Genomic DNA, 21416 nt, shown 5'->3' with positions numbered 1-21416 from the left:
TGAAAACAGGGATATGTCAACGCTTTCAACCGAAATACGCCTGCCGCAGCCTTATCCCCTCATTCCGAGGAGAAAAAAGGACTCCGGCAGACGATTAAAAGACATCAGGTGGTCGAGATGCGGTTACTTTTGTTCGAGATCGGCTCCACGGGATGCAATGACTTGCTTGTACCAGTCAAAGCTCTTCTTCTTGATGCGCTTCAGCGTACCTTGGCCTTCGTTGTCACGATCGACGTAGATATAGCCATAGCGCTTCTTCATTTCACCAGACGACGCACTGACGATATCGATCGGCCCCCAGCTGGTGTATCCAATAATTTCGACACCATCCTGAATCGCTTCTCCCATCTCGGCAATATGACGCTGCAGATAGTCGATTCGGTAGGAATCGTCCACCTCTCCGTCTGGAGTGACTGTATCCACCGCTCCAAGACCATTTTCCACCACAAATAGCGGCTTTTGATAACGATCATGCAATTGGTTGGCAGTAATACGGAAGCCCTTAGGATCAATCGTCCAGCCCCACTCGGATTTAGCCAGATAAGGATTGGAGACCGAGCCAAACACATTACCACTGGTCATCTTCTTCACGACCTCTGGGTCGGTACTGGTTGTACGGCTGGAGTAGTAGCTAAAGCCAATGTAGTCTACTGTGTTATTCTTGAGAATGTCTGCATCACCAGGCTCCATCGCTATATTCAGACCATGGTCCTTGAAGAAACGCTTGGCATAGCCTGGGTATTCCCCACGGGATTGCACGTCAATGAAGAAGTAGGACTCGCGGTCCTTCTCCATACCCTGGAATACATCCTCAGGATTGCAAGTATACGGATAGAAGCTTCCTGCTGCCAGCATACAGCCGATGATGGCATCCGGTATGAGCTCATGACAGGCTTTTACCGCAAGCGCACTTGCGACCAGCTGATGATGTGCTGCTTGATACTGAATTTGCTTCACATTATCGCCTTCCTGGAACGTCAGCCCTGCACCCACGAATGGCAAATGCAGCAGCATATTGATCTCGTTGAATGTCATCCAGTATTTCACTTTGTTCTTGTAGCGCTCCAGCACCGTGCGCGCATATTTCTCAAATAAAGGCACCAGCTCGCGACTTCTCCAGCTTCCGTACTTCTCTACCAGACTGACTGGCACGTCGAAGTGAGCCAATGTAACCACCGGCTGGATTCCATGCTTCAGCAGCTCATCGAACAGATCGTCGTAGAACTTCAGTCCTGCTTCGTTCGGTGCAGCCTCTTCACCTGTCGGATAAATCCGAGCCCATGCGATCGAGACACGAAGAGCCTTGAAGCCCATCTCTGCAAATAAAGCAATATCCTCTTTATAGCGGTGATAGAAATCAATCGCTCCATGTGATGGATAAAATTCCCCCTCAAGTGGAGTCAGGGATGGAACATATCCTTTCATGATATCTCTTCTCTTCTCGCCTGCTGGCATAAGATCGACAACACTCAGTCCTTTGCCATCCTCCAGATATGCGCCCTCAACCTGGTTCGCAGCCAAGGCACCTCCCCACAGGAAATTCTCAGGAAACACAAAATTGGACATATTAACTCTCCTTCCGAATAGTTCGAATTCGCTACCGTATAGCTTGCCCTTTACAACAAAAAAACCCGAACCAGCCTGTATGCATTAGTAGGCAACGCAAACAAGCCGGATCAGGTTATGCCCTCTTACGGTAACATCCCTAATGATACAGATTATGGATTTGATAAAACTCTAGCAAAAAAACAGCTAGCCTGTCAAATACAATATGTCTCTGATGTCCCCAAGTGATGTCAGGAAAGCGTTGGTTCCAGCACAGGACCTACGTCTTTTTGCACATGCAAATCAAACATTTATCTGCAATAATTGTAATCAGTACGGCTGAATTCGGGTATATATGGATAATGATTCCACTCCGATAGACAGTCAAGCAGAGATGGAGCGGAGTATACAACCTCTTGTTATCTTACATAACCTCTTACATCTATGTTATACAATCCATCTATTCAATGTAATTATATCTATCTACAATATGACGTTAATCTATCTTGATTACAGTAGTGATATTGACTTCGCCACAGGCCTGGAGCAAAATCGGTTCAGAGTACATGATGCTACATCCAGAAAATAACCGCCAGGTTATGAAGAAAGGACGCTGATGCTTGTGAAAAATACTTCAAGACAATCGCTGATGCTCATCAAAGCATTTACACTCACTTTCCTGTGCCTGCTATTGTTCACCGGCTCTCAGGACTCCACTTCTAGTGCTGAAGCGGCCCTCAAACCCATCAATCCGAATGCCTCGGACAGCTCTCGGCAACTATTAGCTTTCCTATCCGATATATCAGGTGAATACCTGATTACAGGCCAGCATGATTATCTGGAAAGCCCAGACGAGCAGAAAAATCGTCTTGGGAAAATCAGCGGTTCAATGCCTGGCTTGCATGGATATGAGCTTGGTGCAATCTCCAATCAAAGCCCGACAGTAGCTGCTTCCCAGCGAAAAAGTGTCATCCATTCAGCTATCCAGTGGAGCCGCTCGGGCGGGATTGTGGTGATGACCTATCATCAGCCTTTGCCAGGTACGGCACCTACTTGGAAGAATGTGCAGCGCAAGATTAGCCAAGCTGAATTCAATGCTTATGTGACTCCCGGAACTCCCCAATACCAGCGGCTAATCCGCGATCTGGATCAGGTCGCCGCCTCCTTGAAGACACTCAAGAACGCAGATGTACCTGTCTTGTGGAGGCCCTATCATGAGATGAATGGAGGCTGGTTCTGGTGGGGGGAGAAGGATAATTTTGATGCCCTCTGGGGCATTATGTATGATCGCTTCGTCAACGTTCACCAGCTGGACAATCTATTATGGGTATGGAATCCTAATGCTCCGAATGCCTATTCTCTGGACTACGAGGCGTTCTTTCCTGGTACGGCGAAGGTCGATATACTGGCGGCCGATATCTATGAGCATGATTTCAAGCAATCCTACTATCAGGAGCTGCTTGCACTCGCAGGGGGCAAACCGATCGCCATCGGTGAGAATGGAGGGCTTCCTAGTCCAGAAGTACTCAAAAATCAACCGAAATGGGTATATTCCATGACTTGGGGTAGCTCGCTTACCCAGGACAACTCCACTACTGAGATCCGGACATATATGAGTCAAAGCAAGACACTCACCCTGCCACAGCTAGTAGAGAAAATGAAGCAGCACCGAGAAAGCGAACGCAAACGTTAAGTAATGTGCGAAGTATGCGGTACAGCTCCCTACCCATAGCCTCAGCCCTGAGCCCAGAATTCGTATTCTGGACTCAGGGTCTTTTTCACATGATGTAGTCCAGTTATTTCAATGTCACATAGCCCATATTAAAAAAAGCCCTACTCGCGTATCGCGAATAGAGCTGTTGCATACGATCATAACCTCTTCTACCTACTTCAGAGAAAGCATTTGCTGTACAAATTCCTTCAATTTCTTGCTCGTCTGATTGAGCTGCTCGATACTATTCACAAATTCATTAACCAGTATCGCCTGATCCTGAGTCGCTGCCGTAATCTGACTGATCTCGACCTCCATATGCTTCATTGAGGCCTGCACATTGACGAGCGATTCTTCAATGCTCGCAGCCGCTTGCTTGGTGTGATCAGATAGCTTACGCACCTCACCTGCGACAACGCCAAAGCCACTTCCCAGGTCGCCAACACGCGCCGCTTCGATCATCGCATTCAGCCCAAGCAGATTGGTCTGCTCCGAGACCTCACGAATCACACCAGTCACCTTGGTGACACCTGCTGAGTTCTGGACGGCTAGCTTGGAATTGCGGAGCATCTCCTCCGAGGTGGCGGATAGCTCCTGCGAGTGGGCAGCTACCTGCTGAATCCCACCTAATAGCGAACCGATAATTGTCTCAGTCTCCGAAATGAGTGATTCCAGCGTATGATGACTATCCAATGAATAGTTGACGCCTAGTATTCCAACGACCTGCTCGTTCTCCTTGATTGGGATAAGAATGGCATCGAAGGGTCTACCTTTAAGATCACCTGGCATCCGTACGACGGTTCTAGAGTCACGATTCGTTAGCATCTTGAAATTCTTATAGTCATTGTGCAGCTCGTCGCCCACCTTCACTCCGATATCAAGTGACTGGGCCTCCAAAAAATACAGCACCTTCTCATGATCATTGATGGATATCGAGACATCATCACGAAACATCTGACTTACAAATGGCATGCTATGGACCAAAGCTTCAAGCGTATTCATCCTCTTACCCCCAGTTAAAAAATGGAACACTCCTAGTTCCTATATCGGTAAAAGAAAACGATTTATAAACCATTTGTTAATAAATTTGTATATAAGGAGTTTCATAGGTGGTTCCGCCATTTCATAGGGAATAGGATATGAACAGCTGTTACTGAGCTTGGAGGGCTGCCTAGGGATTCAGAGAGGAAATATCATTCTCCGCCGTGACGTCCTGTCTAAGAACCCACATAAAATACAGTGCTTTGGCTGCTTGCTCGCGGGTTACCCCGAGCTTCGGCTCCAACTCCGTGCCATTGGTCATTTGGCCTCTCGCAATCCCCTTCTCCGAGCGGATCAGCCCCAGATCATAGGCCCCCTTCAGCTTGGCTAACAGTTGCGGTTGGGTCTTCTCCGTATCCGTCAACTGCTGCCAGGACACCAATGGATAATACATGGCTCCCCGCGCCCCTGAATCCAGATTCGGATCATAATCCGGGTCCCCAGGCACCACCGTCGAGCCATTAAAGTCCGTCATGAACCTTGGCTTGTCGATGAAACTGGACTGGTATGCATCATACAGCATAGCTCCCATCAGCTCGCGAGATAGCTCTCCATTGCTATATCCGGCCAATACTGAAGGATTCACATTCATGAGTCGGGTAAGACTATCCGCGAACTCCTCCACACTGATCATCGCTCGCGGGTTAAAGTTACCCTGGTGGTCTTTGTTCATGACTCCTAACTGTAGCAATTTCTCAATCTGATTCCGGTAATAAGCCCCTTCCCCAGTGGTAGTGTCCTTGGCCATCTCCGGGAAAATATCTGTCCAGTCAGCTGTCGTAACCGCCAGCTTCACATGATCTTTCAGATGAGATGAAATATCGGCAGCGACGGAATGGCCTGCCTGTGCCTGCTTCACCAGATCAGTTACAACCATCCGCGCCAATTGCTTGGAGAGCGCCTCCTTGTAATGTGTACCGTCAATCTTCTTGGATGGATGCCCGTTGGCGTAGCTTCCGTCATTGGTCTTGCCAGGCGTCTCTCCGGCTTCAATAGACATGAAGATTGCTGTCGTAGCTTTGACGCCAATCTCGTTGTAATATTGCACACTCTCGGTGTTCAGATCAATGAGCGTGATGCTCTCTTCGGCCGCAATACGCTTCAGAATGTCCGGGAACTTACGATTCGTGAAGGAATTGCTGTACACGTAATCCTGGGCTGCATCACCTTTTATTCTGGAGACGGGAGTAATCAGCACAGGGACCATGCCTCTTGCGCGAATCGCTGGAAGGTAGACTTCCTTTATATATATCTCATACATAGCCTCTGTAGAGCCTCGCCCATAGCGTCTGAATTCATCCATGCTCTCGTCATTATGTCCGAACTGGATCAGTACATGGTCGCCAATTCTGCCGCTGAGCAAGATATCGTTCAAGCGCCCTTCCGCGTATGCATTTTTGAACGAACGGCCACCCATGGAATAATTAATAACTCTGACCTTGCTGGGATCAAACATGGTATCAAACACCTGGCCCCAGCCGCTCATCGGTGCCTCGTCGAAGGTATAGGACTTGACCGTCGAATCCCCAAGGGTAAAAATGGTCGGAAGATCCCCTGAAGCCCGCTCCTGCGCTGCAATAGGCTCCAGTACAATCTCTTCAATACCTACCTTCGTGCCAACGCGATTCGGCTCAATTTCAATATCCAGATATTCTCGTCCGTTGACATAGGCAAAGGTCCAATCCTTCCCTCGTGCCTCGGCCTTGAATTGCTTGGGTACAAGCTTGGCCGCATCCCAATGTCCACCAGACAGCAGACGACTCGCCTGCATGCCTGAGATCGATATTGCAGTATCCGCCGTGTCTGAGGTAGTCCTCACATATACATTATAAGCACCTGGAGGAGCTGCAATTCGAAAAGTCATACCGTAGTTGTTATAGTTGTCTTTCTCGAATTTTGGTTCCGCATAGAATTCAGGCTCTGTGATGAAAAAGCCTGTTCCATCGGAGGTAATCGTATCTGTATGTACCTCTCGTGGTGGGAGGGCACTGGTGTGCTCGACAAATCCGTAGCCGACTGAGGCGTTATATAAAGGGGCACCCATGTGTGTATCATACACTACAGACTGGTAACCAGGCTTGGTCTGGCTGGCAAAATTGAACCGATACGAATCAGCAACGATAGCATGACTTCCCTCCTGTATTGGCTCATTGGCGGCAGCTGCTAGCTTGCCATAACCAGAAGTCAGCATCGTAGTTAGAAGCAGTGATAAGGAAAGCAGCATGGTCCAGAATCCTTTCATCTCAATTCTCCCTTTCTCCTTACGCATATTGCGATACCGCTTGATAGTGCTCACGCGCGCTTCCTCCATTATGACTTTTTATGTAAGCGATTCCAATGATGATTTCTCTCTATTTTTTGACCATTTGTAATACTAATTGCTATCGTATCTGTCGCATAGTATGTATAATTATGGAAGTACAGTGGAACTCCAAACCTAGAGGGAGGCTAAAGCTTTGACTTACAAGGTTGCCTTTCCAGACATGATGAGCACTCTTCATCTTATTGGCTTTCATTTTCGGGTAGCCGAGCCTGGTTGGACTTATCCCAATCATCATCACAAAATTTTTGAGCTCCTGTATTGCTATGATGGTTGCGCCATTCAGTATATTGATCAATGCTCGATTCCATTTGGCAAAGGAGATTGGTTGGTGATTCCGCCTGGTCTTCGCCATCATGTCGTTAGCTCCGATGCAGGACCCTATGTTTATCTTTCCATTCATTTTGACATCGATGACCTGGAGTGTCGTCAGTGGTTCCAGGCGCAGCCTCTGCAAGCATGGAATCATGAGCAGCCCCCCCGCCCCGAGTTCAGTCGCCAGCTTGAGCACCTGGATGAATTCATTAAGAACAGCATTCTGGCGACGACAGCATCCACCCACTATCCGGAGAAGGTTAAAGGCTTCTTGCTGATGAAAGAGAGACTGCGGCTCCACTCCACCATCCTCATGATTCTAAGTGAGATGATGACTGCACAGCTCCAGCAGACATCGGTACCTGCACAGTCCATCCAACAGAAGCATTCCCTCTACGAGGTAGAGACAGCACATTGGATCGAGCAATATATGATGAACAATCTGCATTCGTCAAGTCTTTCGATACAGTCGATGGCGGACGAGCTCTGTCTAAGCCGCGTGCAGTGCCACAAGCTGTTCTCCAAGGTATATAAGATCTCTCCAAGACAGTATATGACCAGTAAAAGACTTCAACATGCCAAGCACCTGCTTGTCTACTCAGACTTGAAAATTCAGGACATTGCGGAGCAACTGGGCTTCACCTCCCAGAGTCATTTCAGCAGACAATTCAAGCGTTGGACGGGCATGTCTCCACTCCAGTACCGACCTAGATCATATACAGGTCCAGCTATTATTAATTCATCCAAAGTAGGGCCAATTTCCGAGAAGGATGTATATGAATAACATAAAAGACAGGCCTCTGAATGAATCAGAAGCCTGTCTCTTCATAATGTCGGATACATCCTCCGCATGCCACGCCTTTCGCAAACTTCGAGAGAGGGAACAATGGTATGTCTAGAGCTCCAACCCGTTAAACCGCCTCAGCATTTCGGTAAAAGCTTGCAAATCCGTATTCGTCCAATTTTTAATTCTTTCGTAGAAAATGGACTCCTTTTCTTGGGAGGCACGAATCATATTTTGCTGTCCGGCATCTGTTAGGGATAGAATAACTCCCCTGCCATCCTCAGACGACGCCTCTTTTTTGACATACCCCAAAGCCTCTAGTCGCTTGACAAGCCTACTGACTGCACTCCGATCCATAGCAATTGCTTCTGCTAAGGCTGCCGCATTGGTCGGCCCGTAGGAATAGAGCCAACGTACAATGTGGAAGGCAGCTGGCTGCAAAGAAGAGTCATACCGGGCGGCAGCTTCCACATGGAGTGCATGAGAAGCACTAATCAGCGCATTCAGCTGTTTACCCAGATCCAATTCCAATTGAGCTCTCGACACAGGGAAAGATTGCTCCTCCTCCATCCTCGTTCACCTTTCCTTCGTAAAGTCACAACAGAAGTATAGTTGACATATATCAATCAAATTAATATAGTGGATATATGTCAATTATATTATTTTAAAGTCTTGCTTCTGTTGCTGATTCTTCAATCTCTTCTTCCCATATTTATTAAAATTGTATCACACAAAGGAGCATGAGTATGAGTAATAAACCAATAGCTGTCATTACGGGCGCAACGAGTGGTCTGGGAGAGCTGGTTGCCGTTCAGCTAGCCATGTGCGGCTATGACCTCATCCTGACGGCAAGAAGCATGGAACGTGCAGCCGCCACTCGAAAACGAATCTATGAGCTTGCTCCTTCAGCACAGGTAGATGTGTTCTACGGGGATTTATCGGTCATGCGTGACGTAGTTCGCGTAGGAAACGAGATCGCCAATGCTCATCCTAGAATCGACGTGTTATTAAATAACGCTGGCATTCATGCCTTTGAACCTCGCATCACCTCCGAGGTGCTTCCCGAGATGATGGCCGTGAATTATTTGGCCCCATGGCTATTAACGCATCTGCTAAGGCCTTCCTTGCAAAAAGCGAGCATGGCCAGGGTCGTCAATGTCGCTTCCGAAGCTTCTCGTCGCCATGGCGTGCTAACCCTGCCCGACGACTTAACGGATACCACTCCTTTTACAGCCCGAGGCTCCTCTGCTATCTATGGCAAGACCAAATTGTTAAATATCATGTTCACTGCGGAACTGGCTCGGCAATGGACCGGAACTGGAATTCATGTGAATGCACTCAACCCCGGATTTAATGTTACGGGGCTTGGTCGTGAGCTCAAATATGCGGGTATAATCGAACAGATTCTGAGATTCCTTCGACTCGGTAACCCGCAAAAGGGAGCCGCAATCATCACACGCCTGATTATGGATCCGGAATTCTCCAGCGTCACGGGTGGATATTTCAATGTTGGAAGCGGAAGATCTATTAAGCCAGCGGAACCTGGGGGTAATGTCGGATTGCAGAAAAAGCTATGGCAGGCTACACAAGAGCTGCTCGTAGAGCATGGTTACCTTCACCACACGTTCAAGTGAAGCTGCACCAACACTAGGCCTAATCCTGACATCTACATTAGAGCAACGTAATTAACATGGCCTCATCCAGATGACAGTCCCTCATGATCGTCAGTGCAAAAAAACGGCAGTTGAATCTACAAACGATTCACTGCCGCTTATTGCAATTCGATGAATTAGATTACACCTTGTGCGATCATGGCATCTGCCACCTTCGTGAAGCCAGCAATATTGGCTCCTACGACCAGATTGCCAGGATGACCATATTCATCCGCCGCCTGGATTGCCGAAGCATAAATATTCTTCATAATTTCATGAAGCTTCGCGTCCACCTCTTCAAAGCTCCAGGAGTATCTCATGCTGTTTTGTGCCATTTCGAGAGCCGATACAGCGACACCACCGGCATTTGCAGCCTTGGCAGGCCCGAATAGTACGCCAGCTTGAAGGAAAATATCAATAGCTTCGAGAGTAGAAGGCATATTGGCTCCTTCTCCAACCGCCTTGACCCCGTTAGATACCAGCAAGTTAGCTGAATGCTCGTTAATCTCATTCTGTGTGGCACATGGGAGTGCAATATCACACGGGATAGACCAAATTTGCTCACAGCCCTCTGTATACACCGCATTTGGATGCTCCACCACATATTCGCTGATCCGTTTGCGCTCCACTTCCTTCAGGCGCTTGACGGTCTCAAATTTAATACCATCCGGGTCGTAGACATATCCGTTTGAATCACTACATGCCACCACTTTGGCTCCCAGCTGCGTTGCTTTCTGGATCGCATATAGCGACACATTGCCTGATCCGGAAATGACAACTGTACTTCCCTCGAACTGAAGTCCTTTGCTCTGCAGCATCTCGTTTACGAAGTAGACCGTGCCGTAGCCTGTTGCTTCTGTACGGGCCAAGCTACCGCCATACCCGATTCCTTTGCCTGTCAGGACACCCGCTTCGTTGCCGCCGCGAATTCGTTTATATTGTCCGAACATATACCCGATCTCGCGAGCGCCGACACCGATATCTCCGGCAGGTACATCGGCATCTGGTCCGATATATTTGTACAGCTCCGTCATGAAGCTTTGGGTGAACCGCATAATTTCTCCGTCCGATTTACCTTTTGGATCAAAGTCCGATCCACCCTTCCCGCCACCGATCGGCTGGCCAGTCAGTGAATTCTTGAAGATCTGCTCGAAGCCAAGGAATTTAATGATGCTGGCATTCACAGAAGGATGAAAACGAAGACCGCCCTTATAAGGTCCGAGCACGCTATTGAACTGGACACGGAAGCCACGATTCACTTGTACAACTCCTTGATCATCGACCCAAGGTACGCGGAATGTGATCATTCGTTCCGGCTCTACGATTCTTTCCAGAATACCGTGCTGTATGTATTTTGGATGCTTGGCAATGACAGGAACAAGCGATTCAAGAATCTCTTTGATGGCTTGATGAAACTCGTATTCATGAGGATTTCGTTTCACTACGGTTTCATATACACTCTGAATATACTCATTTGCTGATGCTTCGGCCATTGTTGTTCATCCACCTTTATCATTTAAAATAGTCAGTAGCCTGCAGGATCTCTTGGAAGGAATGAAGCTCAAGAACTCTGCAAAGCGTTACCGCGTTGAAATACAAAAACAGACCTATGAATCAATTAATTTATTTAATTCAACATATTACTTGAAATATCCATCAGTCGGCAAGAATTATTTACACGACATGTTAAGTTTTATTTTTTCATAGTGATAAATTTTATTTTTCACACTTATTAATTACCGCTCATCAAGGCACAACTTTCACGACGGAGTAAGTGTAATCTCAGGGGTGCAGATTGAACATCATCGAGCAAAAATGGTCACAACACCGCCATAACTTACTATGATGCTAAATCATTATGCAGTCATTCTGGATGTACCTGAGGCGGGCACGATCATCTGCACTGGACTTCTTTACATGCTGCCAGCACTTCCGCTGTTCTTCCCATGATTTTCAGAAATGCTATCTGTTTATGTTAATCTACTATAAAAAAAACACTACTGACAACAACGTGTCAGTAGTACTTAAACATTTTCTCGATCTCTTGTCGTACACGCTCACGGAAGGACTTCGGCTCCAGCACCTCAATATTCCCTCCCAGGCCCAGGATGTAAGGGAGCAGCTCTTCAGCCTGCCTGACTCGAAAAGTGACCCGAATCTCATCCTTTCCCTGCACCATTGCTTCCATGTAGAAGCTTCCTGATTCTAAGATCTTGTCGATCATGCTCCGATTCACTCTTACCACTACGATCACATGACGATCATCCGGTGGACGGTAATGATTCAGATCGAACCCTGTCGGGAACGCGAAGCCTTCCTCCAGCAGGGTCAACTCCGTCATTCGGGACAACCGGAAATGGCGAAGCTCCTGCCTAAAATTACAATGTGCAATCAACGTCCAATGTCCCCGAACAAGCGCTAGCCCATAAGGATCAACCTTTCGCCAGCTTTTGCGATTCCCGTCTGCTTCCGACATTTTCTTTACATACCCGAAGCTTAGCTTACGCCTATTCATAATCGCATGCCGAGCTATGGTTAGATAATCCTTTTCCTTCCGACCAGTTATCGGCTCATCAACATGAATGAGCCGCATTGTCTCACGTATGCGTCTTGATTCCACTCGTACAGGCTCAGGCAATACCGCTTCAATTTTGCGTCGTACGGATTGAGCTACACTTGCAAAATCGGCATCCAGTCTCTGATCCATGAAATCCGTACCCATGAGCAGAGCAACAGCCTCTTCTGTCGTAAAACCGATTGGGGGTAAAAAATAGCCTTCCAACAGAGAATACCCCTGTCCCGTAGTTCCGAATATCGGAACCCCCGCCTCACTTAATGCTTGAATATCACGGTAAATCGTCCGGACACTTGTCTCGAATTGAGCCGCCAGATCCTCTGCCCTTAGCATTTTACTCCGCTGCAACTCAAGCGTGATGGCAAGCTGTCTTTCGGTTTTATTCATTGTCTTACTCCCCCGTACTCCAAGGTCTAGCCTATTCTTAATTATTCTATCACACAGGGCCACTCCATGATCATCACGCCATAAGCCGGAAGGTGCACTCGTCCACTAATGTTCTCTCCAGTGAGTAGCTCCCTGCGAGGCTCATGTAGTACAACTTCTACGGAATCAGACCCGTAATTGAGAAGAAATACGTATCGCACATCCTTCCCTTCGCGAATGCCTATCTCCACTTGCTCCGGCACCTCAAGCCATTGTGCCACCGGCGAGGTCAGCTCCAGCCTATCTATCAGCGTATCCACAACAGCTTCGTTAAATGCCGCTCCGTAATACCAAGCAGCTCCACGCCCATGTATACGCTTCGTCATAGCCGGGCTACCTGCATAGTAATCTGAAGCATAGGTAGCCACGACCTCTACGTTTGGGTCTTCTAGCTGCAAAATGTCATTAAAGGCTTCGGCAACGGTATCCCGGGAAGGGTCATCGCCCTCCCACTTTAATACCGGGGGCTGCACCGTGCCCTTAATCAGTGTAAAATCATTCACGGATATTCCGCACAAAGCGGCTACAGGTCCCGGGAGCGGCTGCATACGAGCATGACCATGCTTATTTTTGTACCCGGTTCGGGCACCGAAGATAACTGTACCTCCCCCTGCTACATACTTCTCCAATAGCTCCGCAGCCTCATCGGTCATAATCGCCGCATGCGGATAGATCAGCAGTCTATATTTCTGTAATGCAGTCAGGTCTTGATCCCGTAAGTAGACCACATCTACCGGAATATGCCGGTACTGGAGCTGCTTGTACCAGGCGTTGACACTACGGGCTGTAAGAGGACCATGCCAGACATCGAATTCTCCGTCCCACTCATTATCATAATCCCGCAAAATCGCTACATCAGCCATATATTTCGTACCTGCAAGCTCGTGGCCGATCGTTCCGAATTCTTGGCCTACCTGAGTAGCCTCCAAGACGCGACGGTTAGGCCTGTTGTGGTAGTCATTCAGACCATGCCAGTAGATTTCTGTCCCTACGGTCGCTGTACGCCAGCGGAAATACAGAACAAGATCAGCCCCATGCAGTACCGACTGATATGTCCATAGCCGTAATTGACCAGGTCGAGGGGACGGCATATCAATCCGGTTCACCCATCCTCCAGGACCAGCCTGCTGCTCCATAATGCAGAAGTTACCCGATATGTCCCGCACAGCGCTTAGATTCAGGCTCCATTTCCGGTCAAGTAGTGGCTTATCCTCCTGCCCCGGGAAGATCGTAGAGAATTGAGGATAGGAATCATAAGAGAAGAAATCCAGCATGGACTCGGTCAGTGCATGACTGTCCAGATGTCCAAACATACCATTGGTCGTAATCCAGTGCTGCGGAGCGAGCTCCCGAATGATATCTGCCTGGATCTGAGCAAATGTAATCGCATTATGGGAAATGAACCGCTTCTCATCCAGCGTATGATGTGGATTAGGCGAGTCAGCCGTCGTTTTACGCGGCAAATATACTTGCTCCCAAGCACTGTAGGTCTGACTCCATACGACGGTTCCCCAGGCATGATTAAGGGCCTCCAGCGTTCCATATTTCTCCTTCACCCAAGCTCGAAATGCTACATGGTCTGCTTCAGAATAGAACACATTTATTTCACAGTTGAACTCATTGTCGATCTGCCAGCCTACGATGGCCGGATGATCCTTATAATGGTTAGCCATCTCACGGGTAATTCGGGCGCACAGCTCCCGATATTTCGCACTGCTGTAATTATAGTGACGGCGCATTCCGTGCTGATAGGGAACACCCTCAGCCGTTGCGTTCAGCACTTCTGGATACCTGTGCGTCAGCCAAGCTGGTGGTGTCGCTGTAGGTGTGCCCATAATGACTTTCAGTTCGTACTGATGGGCCAAATCCAGTACCTTGTCGAAGAGCTCAAATTGAAATCGTCCCTCCTCGGGTTCCAAGATGGCCCATGCAAATTCAGCAATGCGAATATATGAAATATTCATGCTCCTCATTCGCTGAAAATCATCCTCCCACAGCTCTTCGGACCAATGCTCCGGATAGTAGCAGACTCCTAATTGCAAAGCATCTAATTGAATGGATTTAGTCACGAACATTCCCTCCGTTCTTCTGATGCTACCATTTTAAAATGATTCATTGTAAGCGTATATAATGACTTTTTGCCTTGATATCATTTTTTTGCGATTTATAAAGAGCATTTCCCAGATAAAATGATATAATTAGCAGAGTTCATAACAATAATTTCTCATTTCGAGGTACTCATCATGAGGGAGCATCTATTCTTTCCACCCCCTTCCATGCAGCATTACATCTGTTATCCAGACTTCATTGGCGGGTATAAGGACGATCCGACGCATGCGGTTCAGCGCTTGCCCCGGACGAATGACTTGAAGCTGAATCAACTGTACAATCTTCACTTTATTCTTAACGGATGCGGCTATGTGACCTGGTCTGGCACACGCTTCAAGCTCGCTGCAAGAACCGGATTCTTATACGGCCCTGGCCTTCCGCAGCACTACGAGGCAGACCCTCAAGATCCCTGGGATATACGGTGGATTCACTTTGCCGCGCATGGTATGGAAGCACTGCTGGGGTCACGCGGGCTTGGAGAGGTATGGCTGTTCGAGCTGAAGGATATCTCGGCGGTGAATCAGCGTATGGAGGAGCTGTTGCAGCTAGGCAGAGCATTTGACCTTGACCGGGAGATTCGTACCTCTGTCGCACTCTATGAGCTGTTATTGCACATTATCAAAGACGCGTCGCCGCTTTCATTCCCCCGAGATCCGGCCATTCCCAGTATCCACGCCACAGCCGACTATATTCGAGCCCACTGCACTCAGTCGTTATCGGTTGCTGACATGGCCGAATTCACAGGCTACAGTGTCCCTTACTTTAGCCGCAAGTTCCATCAGTTCATGGGTAAGACAGTCACGGCATATATACTTGAGTCCCGAATTCTGCACGCGAAGCAGCTACTGGTCTCTACGAATAAGACGATTAAGGATATCGCTATCGCTTCTGGCTTCTCACAGAGCAGCTACTTTATTCAATGCTTCAGGAAAGTTGTTCATATGACACCAGAGCAATTTAGAGCGAGCTGTAGGCCCTGATTGCTGGTTGAAGCCATTAGAACTCATCGTCTCTGAAAAAAGAATATTAGACCAAAATGAGGACAGCAAAGAGAGCAACGAAGTTAACTCGTCGCCCTCTTTTACATAATACAGTCCAGTTATTCATTGCTATCGAGCATGACCGTTTGGGTCTCTGGAGACCACTTCACGTCTATTCCAAGCTGTTCTGCCAAAAAACGAAGAGGAACATAAGCTCTGTTCTTGTTCACATAAGGTGCTGCATTCAATGCTCCAACTGTCTCTACTCCACTAGCCTCTTTAAGTGTATAGCTTTTGGAACCAAGATTAAGCTGGATAGCACGGTTATCCTTCGCTAAGCTCACAGTGCGACCATCCGACGAAAATCTAGTTTCGTATCCAAGCGTCTCGGCAATTTGCCGGATAGGCACCATCACGCTTCCGCCGGTGAGCTCTGGAGGTGCGTCAAACTTGATCTGCTCTTGTCCAAGGATGACCTTAATGCCGGACGGACGGTCGCTGACAGCTACCGGCAACGTAGTAGACGCTATTTTCCTAATGATGTTATCGCCTGGGTCAGCCACATAGATGGTTCCATCAGATGCCACTGCTACATCCTGTGGGGTGTTAAAAAATACGGTGCGCCCCTGACCATTCTGCAATCCGGCCTCTCCAGCCTGGCTACCCGCTATCGTTGTGACATGTCCATTGTTGAGATATCTTACGACATGATTGAGAGAATCTGCGATAAGAAGGCCTCCTGACTCATCCAGAGCGATGCCTTTCGGAAAATAAAAGGCCGCAGCATGAGCTGCTCCATCCTTGTAACTCCCCGTTGCATATAAGGCATTCTTGCCATAGACGGACATACCCCCGGGTGTAGGATCACCTGCAATGGTTGTCACCTGGCCGGTAGCAAAATCAATATAACGAATCCGCTGATTCCCCGAATCGCTGACATATAAATTCCCTTTAGGATCAAGCACAAGCCCTGTAGGCTCATTAAATAGCGCCTGCTTAATCGGACCGTCCTTGTAATCCCCCGCTGCAAGTACAAGTCCTGGATGATGCTCAACAACCCTGTCTGATGCAGCTGTCAGCGTAGATGTGGTCCCATCGGGCGTAATTTTGCGAATGACATGATTGAGTGTGTCTGCTACATAGATAACGCCACTGTTGGTTACGGCAATGCCCTGCGGGTGATAAAAGGTAGCCTCAGTGCCTTTACCATCGCTCGCACCGATTTTGCCATTTCCAGCAATCGTAACAACCGCTCCCGAAGGAGCGATTTTACGGATAGCGTTGTTACCACTGTCTGCCACGTAAATGCTTTTATCAGAGCCATAAGCTAATGCCGCAGGAGCATTGAACAGGGCGCTTGCCTTGTTACCATTCAGGAGAGCACCCAAGGGTTGTCCTCCAGCATCTCTGAGCACAGAGGATGAAGGACCTGCATAGGTACTGACAGTACCCGAGCTCAGTCTGCGAATCTTATGATTGCCAGTGTCAGAAATATACAAATCGTCACTCGCACCAATCACTAAGCCTGTCGGTTTCCTGAAGGAAGCTGCCAAAGCAACCCCTTCCTGCTCACCATACATTCCGTTACCGGCACTTATATTAGTCTGATCCATCATGCTGTTATTAGCATTGGATGGTGGAGTAACATCATCTGCTTGTACGACATTCAAGCTAAAAGCAAGAGTAGAAGCCGTGAATGCAAGAGCTGTTCTTCGTAATAAGTTCATAGATACTCCTTGTGAGCTGATTTTCTGAAATATGGGATTAGGTCATTTACTTCGTGAAAGTAAGGACTGGAGGCAATCCGGGATTAGGATCAGTTAACTCCAAAATAACCTTCCCAGTCTTATCTACAATCTTCACATAGGACAGCTTGAGCGTCCCATCTCCAGTCACAGAGAAAGGTATCGTAGCCAGCACTCCATCCGAAATTGTGATGTTGGAGGCATTTCCGAACTGGGTTGCTGCATAAATGATCTCCTTCTTGGTCGCTGCAGAGCTACCTACTGTTCCCATTTGGCTTTTAACGAGGTCCACACTATTAGTGGACGCAAAATAGGATTCATTCAAGAAACGATTGTCTGGATTCATAACTTCCAGGTTATTGTCACTGACAAAGTGAAACTCTGTTCCGTAAAAAGCATTTGAGCCCGTAAAACGCTTGAAGTGAATGGACAGGTTGAAGCCCTGTGCTGTTTTGTCTTGAACCAAAGTGATACCGGGAGTAACCCGGGAATTAGAACGATCTGGTATAGCAGGTGCTGTTGTGTTCGTGTTCGTATTCGCGTTCTGTGTGCTCGGGGAACTTGAGCTTTCGTTCTTCAGCTGCTGCTTGTTCTGTTGATAGCTCGCAAGTTGATCTGGCGATAACTGAGAAATATACATTTTTTCCGCCTCACTCTGAAGTTGCTCAAGAATTGACTGATTAGCCGCATTAAGCTCTTGTTGGATGTTTAGCAGCTGCTGCATCGTTTCGCCCAGTTTGGCTTTGATTTCAGACTGAAGACGCAACTGCTTCTGTTCCTCTTCTTTCCGGAAGGCCTCCAAGCGCAATAACTCCTGCTCTTTTTGCTGAGCAACACCTGGATCCACACCTCCCAGCGGATTGATGGATTGAATAGGATTCAAGCGAACCTTCTGATCTACATTCGGGATTTCTCGATTGACCTGATTAAGAATCTCATTCATCGCGTTCGATTGAATCTTGCCAAGACGGACAGCTTCAGAGGCAATATTGGATACCAGGTTATTGATATTCATCAAGTAAGCATCAAGATCTTCTTGTCCCTTAATACTGATGTCAGATGAAATACCGCCGCGTTGAAGTGCTGGTTTAACTTGTTCTCCCAAAGAACGCTGCAATTGTAATCTCAGCTCGTCATTCTCTGAAGTAATAGCAGCAGCACTGCTGATCATGGCTTGTAGGACAACAGGATCCGCCTGATTGGCGAGCTTCGTTACATCCACTACAGATACGGCATCCTGTAGCTGCGCAGGCAGAGACAGGGCATTAACATTCAGCTGCTGTGTCGGTGCTATTAGAACAGGTGCAGCTGGAGATAGATCATTATTGAAGCTTGCAGCGACAAGACCTGAGGCCACAAACACCGATAATGTACCATCGGACTGAATACCAACATAAAATTGAGTTCCCTTGACACGAAGTGTGGATCCTGGTATCTCAATGGTGTCCTGATCGGCTCCACCTAAAGCAGCCACAGAGCTCCACATCGATCCATTCCAGAGCTTGATTGAAAAAGTATTACCAGACGCACTCTGGCTAAGCTTGGTGATGGTTGCATTCGAATTGTGGCCCAGCGTTCTTTCTGATTCCGGTTGCTTGACCTTGATCGTAGCACTCCCATTGTCACCCGTAATAATCTGATCTCCCTGGGATAGTCTCATATTGTCAAAGGCTGGAATGGCTTGGGCTCCTCCTGCTTTGGTCACACTTACTTCACCTTTCACAGAAGTAAGATAAGCACCTCCGCTCTCAAATGCCGCTGCGCTCACGCCATAGGAGCCTGTTATCAAGACTGATATGACCAGGAAGAGTATTAAAACACGAGGTATTTTGATCATTAGAATATCCCTCTTTTTCACATAGGAGCGTGTTAGACTCACTGAAATAATTGCTGTACTCGCTGTGTTTGCTGTTTCATGAATTCAAGTTTTCTATCTATGTTGCCAGCATGAGGAGCCTTAGCCTTCACCCCCTGTAGTATGGCTGCGCCTTCTGCAAAATGACCATTAAGCACTAGAATATCGGATCGTAAAGCGTCAGCCTTCCATAAATGGATATCCTGATCTGGAGCAACCGCACCACGATAGGTATGGAAGCCACTCGCAGCTTCTTGTACATGCTTCAAGGCATCAGCCAATAGCTGCTGGGCTTTGAGCGTCGAGATATGAGCTAGTTGAAAATGAGCGTCAGGATAGTCCGGATGAACGGCCAAAGCTTTCATGAAGAACTCTTCAGCCAGCTCCAGCTGGTTCCGGGATCTATGAATCTTACCTTGCAACATATAAATCTCTGCGATACGTCCAAATTGTCGATAGGACTTCCCTAGTTCAATAGCCTTCTCAAAATAGGCTACTGCTCTTGTGTTATCCTCAGAGCCCATTGTTTCTCTCCCAAGGAAATACCACCATCCTGGATTCGTGGGATCCTCCTCCGTCATTAATTCTAAAAGCTTGATATTTCTGGTCGCTTTGTCTTTTTGGGTCTTGATCTCTGGCTTATACCCATCATGATACAACCGAATGCCAATCGGCTTGTGCAGAACATTCGTGGTGAAAATTCCTTCTTGTTCTGTAGCAATCTGCTCATGTATACGCCCGCTATAATAGATACCTCTGTTCATCTGAAAAAAACGCGGAACAGAGTATTCCTGAATAAGTCCACTTTTCACATAATTCATGAGACAAGGCTGCAATGCCGGAATCAAGGCCTCCATATTGTGATAAAGACCTGCAGCAAGACGAATAAGGTCATTGTCCTCCTCGTGAAGCCATTCATCCGCATCGAGCCAAAATACCCAATCCGATGTGATATGCCGCAGAGCTTCATTGCGAAGCTCTGCAAAATTGTCATTCCATTTCAGCGTGAACACCTTGACCTGCGGAAAGGTCTTCAAGATGGATAAAGTCTGATCTGTTGAACCTGAATCCACAACTATGATTTCATCCACCGCATGGAGAATGCTCTGAATGCACCTCTTTATGCTGCGTTCCTCATCCTTTACGATGATTGCGGCAGAGACAGTAACTCTGGGAACGGATAGAAGCTGCTCAATCTCTTCGCTGACTGCCTCACTGTGATTTACGTTCTCCATCTCACGCTTCATAAAAGGCATCCATTTCCCCTTCGGATCGAGAAATAACGCCCGGTCGAACAGTCGTTGTGCTGCTTGACCTTGATCCTGGTTCATTAATGCTTCTCCCAGCAGCAGCCAGCCTTGACCGTCAAGCGGGAACTCCTGCACATGCCGCTTTGCAATCAATTCTGCCGCTTCATAGGATTTCTGCAATATTAAGTCTGAAATCTGCTTATGCCTTTGATTCATGGCTATGTCCCTTCTAGTCGGTTTCTACAACGAAATTCACTCTGTCTGAGGTAGTTGAACATATTTGACTTCCGAGACTCCCTGCTCGTCCTCTACCCTGATAGCAACGACCTGTGAAGATGGCATCTCTCCAGAAATGTAAAGAACATTCTCCTCGATCCAGGCATTAGCTTCACCGCTAGCATCGTCCTCAAGGGTATAGGAATGGTATTCAGAACCCTCGTGCATAAAATAGGCTTGAAGGTCGACCTGACTGAGCTGGCCGCTTGGCGGGACCGATTCCTGAACGATCGTATTCAATGACGTATCTCCATTTTCAACAATCCCTTCTTCCACAGACACATTTTCATTTGAATCTTCTACAAGCATGTCTTCATTGGGATCTACTAAAGGCACGTACTCATTCGGGTCAATGGAAATTGTTGTCTGTCTTAACGTCACTGCTGTTTGGTTCTCACCGATTAATTCCACTTTGTTGTATGCGGTATTTCCTCGTTCATCAATGGCCGATACGGGAATCTCCATCGGTTGCACGATCATACCACTCAACAGCAACTGATCTCCTTCAATCCATGCTGTAAACGACTGACTTAGGTGGCTTATATTGCCCAAGGCAAAAGAGAGCATCTCGTTATCCCGATCCACGAAGTACTCATTCAGATCAACCTGAGTCAACGGACCACTTACTTGCACCCCACCATGAGACCTTAGCGCCTCGGGCACGAAGTCCAGCTTGCCTTCCACATCCGCATACAGTCCTTGTGGATCTGTTGCTCGTACCGTGAAGGTAGTCGGGAGAGTCGGAGTCCCTCCTATGTTTAAAATACTTCCCTGCAAGTCCAGATTCAGACCGCTCTGTGAGCTCGGCTCCTGGACAATTGCATAGGACAAC

At 47.7% G+C, this 21416-nt stretch carries 15 protein-coding genes; 4 read left to right on the top strand and 11 right to left on the bottom strand.

Annotated features, from left to right (window positions below; translation table 11 throughout):
- Positions 1-123: 123 nt before the first annotated feature.
- The gene (locus K331_RS0100075) at positions 124-1566 is read right to left on the bottom strand and encodes a 6-phospho-beta-glucosidase (protein ID WP_028588701.1); all 1443 of its coding nucleotides are present in this window, start codon (positions 1564-1566) and stop codon (positions 124-126) included.
- Positions 1567-2161: 595 nt separating this feature from the next.
- On the opposite strand from K331_RS0100075, the gene K331_RS0100070 reads away from it, so the two are divergent.
- Positions 2162-3238 carry a glycosyl hydrolase gene (locus K331_RS0100070; RefSeq protein ID WP_051289508.1) on the top strand — a complete coding sequence of 359 codons (1077 nt, stop codon included), beginning with the start codon at positions 2162-2164 and terminating at the stop codon, positions 3236-3238.
- Positions 3239-3430: 192 nt separating this feature from the next.
- Here the strand turns inward: K331_RS0100070 and K331_RS0100065 are convergent, their stop codons facing one another.
- Positions 3431-4258, bottom strand: coding sequence for a methyl-accepting chemotaxis protein (locus K331_RS0100065; RefSeq protein ID WP_028588699.1), 828 nt, complete (start codon positions 4256-4258; stop codon positions 3431-3433).
- Positions 4259-4427: 169 nt separating this feature from the next.
- Complete coding sequence (locus tag K331_RS0100060; protein WP_226383512.1) at positions 4428-6593, bottom strand: GDSL-type esterase/lipase family protein; 2166 nt, start codon at positions 6591-6593, stop codon at positions 4428-4430.
- Between the two features lie 160 nt (positions 6594-6753).
- On the opposite strand from K331_RS0100060, the gene K331_RS0100055 reads away from it, so the two are divergent.
- Positions 6754-7716: a helix-turn-helix domain-containing protein gene (locus tag K331_RS0100055; protein WP_028588697.1), complete on the top strand. Its 963-nt coding sequence runs from the start codon at positions 6754-6756 to the stop codon at positions 7714-7716.
- Between the two features lie 111 nt (positions 7717-7827).
- On the opposite strand, the gene K331_RS0100050 is transcribed toward K331_RS0100055, so the two are convergent.
- A complete protein-coding gene (locus K331_RS0100050) occupies positions 7828-8286 on the bottom strand; it encodes a MarR family winged helix-turn-helix transcriptional regulator (RefSeq protein ID WP_028588696.1) in 459 nt (152 codons plus the stop codon).
- 176 nt (positions 8287-8462) lie between these two features.
- Here K331_RS0100050 and K331_RS0100045 point away from each other — a divergent pair, with 176 nt between their 5' ends.
- Positions 8463-9350, top strand: coding sequence for an SDR family NAD(P)-dependent oxidoreductase (locus K331_RS0100045; RefSeq protein WP_028588695.1), 888 nt, complete (start codon positions 8463-8465; stop codon positions 9348-9350).
- A 155-nt stretch (positions 9351-9505) separates the two neighbouring features.
- Here the strand turns inward: K331_RS0100045 and gdhA are convergent, their stop codons facing one another.
- The 3 genes from gdhA to K331_RS0100030 form a co-directional block, all read right to left on the bottom strand.
- Positions 9506-10861: an NADP-specific glutamate dehydrogenase gene (gdhA, locus tag K331_RS0100040; RefSeq protein WP_028588694.1), complete on the bottom strand. Its 1356-nt coding sequence runs from the start codon at positions 10859-10861 to the stop codon at positions 9506-9508.
- Positions 10862-11382: 521 nt separating this feature from the next.
- Complete coding sequence (locus tag K331_RS0100035; RefSeq protein ID WP_028588693.1) at positions 11383-12330, bottom strand: helix-turn-helix transcriptional regulator; 948 nt, start codon at positions 12328-12330, stop codon at positions 11383-11385.
- Between the two features lie 41 nt (positions 12331-12371).
- On the bottom strand, positions 12372-14444 hold the full coding sequence (locus K331_RS0100030) for a beta-galactosidase (protein WP_028588692.1): 2073 nt from the start codon (positions 14442-14444) through the stop codon (positions 12372-12374).
- Between the two features lie 168 nt (positions 14445-14612).
- On the opposite strand from K331_RS0100030, the gene K331_RS0100025 reads away from it, so the two are divergent.
- Complete coding sequence (locus K331_RS0100025; RefSeq protein ID WP_028588691.1) at positions 14613-15458, top strand: helix-turn-helix domain-containing protein; 846 nt, start codon at positions 14613-14615, stop codon at positions 15456-15458.
- A gap of 119 nt (positions 15459-15577) precedes the next feature.
- Here the strand turns inward: K331_RS0100025 and K331_RS0100020 are convergent, their stop codons facing one another.
- The 4 genes from K331_RS0100020 to K331_RS32090 all read right to left on the bottom strand — a co-directional run.
- Positions 15578-17185 (bottom strand): stalk domain-containing protein, encoded by a 1608-nt coding sequence (locus K331_RS0100020; RefSeq protein WP_051289506.1) that lies wholly within the window; start codon positions 17183-17185, stop codon positions 15578-15580.
- Between the two features lie 46 nt (positions 17186-17231).
- Positions 17232-19040 carry a FecR family protein gene (locus K331_RS0100015; protein ID WP_028588689.1) on the bottom strand — a complete coding sequence of 603 codons (1809 nt, stop codon included), beginning with the start codon at positions 19038-19040 and terminating at the stop codon, positions 17232-17234.
- A 38-nt stretch (positions 19041-19078) separates the two neighbouring features.
- Positions 19079-20524 (bottom strand): glycosyltransferase family 2 protein, encoded by a 1446-nt coding sequence (locus tag K331_RS0100010; RefSeq protein ID WP_028588688.1) that lies wholly within the window; start codon positions 20522-20524, stop codon positions 19079-19081.
- A gap of 36 nt (positions 20525-20560) precedes the next feature.
- A partial coding sequence (locus K331_RS32090; protein ID WP_036633807.1) for a hypothetical protein occupies positions 20561-21416 on the bottom strand: 856 nt, incomplete at its 5' end.

It is taken from the genome of Paenibacillus massiliensis subsp. panacisoli DSM 21345, from assembly GCF_000426545.1.
In the GTDB taxonomy this organism is placed as follows: Bacteria; Bacillota; Bacilli; order Paenibacillales; family Paenibacillaceae; genus Paenibacillus; species Paenibacillus panacisoli.
Note: the sequence above shows the minus strand (reverse complement) of the source record. Positions and strands in the feature narration are given on the sequence as shown.

What these genes read in the sequence shown, in the direction of transcription:
- K331_RS0100075 (WP_028588701.1), bottom strand. Translation starts at nt 1,566, where the DNA reads ATGTCCAATTTTGTGTTTCCTGAGAATTTCCTGTGGGGAGGTGCCTTG.
- K331_RS0100070 (WP_051289508.1), top strand. Translation starts at nt 2,162, where the DNA reads ATGCTTGTGAAAAATACTTCAAGACAATCGCTGATGCTCATCAAAGCA.
- K331_RS0100065 (WP_028588699.1), bottom strand. Translation starts at nt 4,258, where the DNA reads ATGAATACGCTTGAAGCTTTGGTCCATAGCATGCCATTTGTAAGTCAG.
- K331_RS0100050 (WP_028588696.1), bottom strand. Translation starts at nt 8,286, where the DNA reads ATGGAGGAGGAGCAATCTTTCCCTGTGTCGAGAGCTCAATTGGAATTG.
- K331_RS0100045 (WP_028588695.1), top strand. Translation starts at nt 8,463, where the DNA reads ATGAGTAATAAACCAATAGCTGTCATTACGGGCGCAACGAGTGGTCTG.
- gdhA (WP_028588694.1), bottom strand. Translation starts at nt 10,861, where the DNA reads ATGGCCGAAGCATCAGCAAATGAGTATATTCAGAGTGTATATGAAACC.
- K331_RS0100035 (WP_028588693.1), bottom strand. Translation starts at nt 12,330, where the DNA reads ATGAATAAAACCGAAAGACAGCTTGCCATCACGCTTGAGTTGCAGCGG.
- K331_RS0100030 (WP_028588692.1), bottom strand. Translation starts at nt 14,444, where the DNA reads ATGTTCGTGACTAAATCCATTCAATTAGATGCTTTGCAATTAGGAGTC.
- K331_RS0100025 (WP_028588691.1), top strand. Translation starts at nt 14,613, where the DNA reads ATGAGGGAGCATCTATTCTTTCCACCCCCTTCCATGCAGCATTACATC.
- K331_RS0100020 (WP_051289506.1), bottom strand. Translation starts at nt 17,185, where the DNA reads ATGAACTTATTACGAAGAACAGCTCTTGCATTCACGGCTTCTACTCTT.
- K331_RS0100015 (WP_028588689.1), bottom strand. Translation starts at nt 19,040, where the DNA reads ATGATCAAAATACCTCGTGTTTTAATACTCTTCCTGGTCATATCAGTC.
- K331_RS0100010 (WP_028588688.1), bottom strand. Translation starts at nt 20,524, where the DNA reads ATGAATCAAAGGCATAAGCAGATTTCAGACTTAATATTGCAGAAATCC.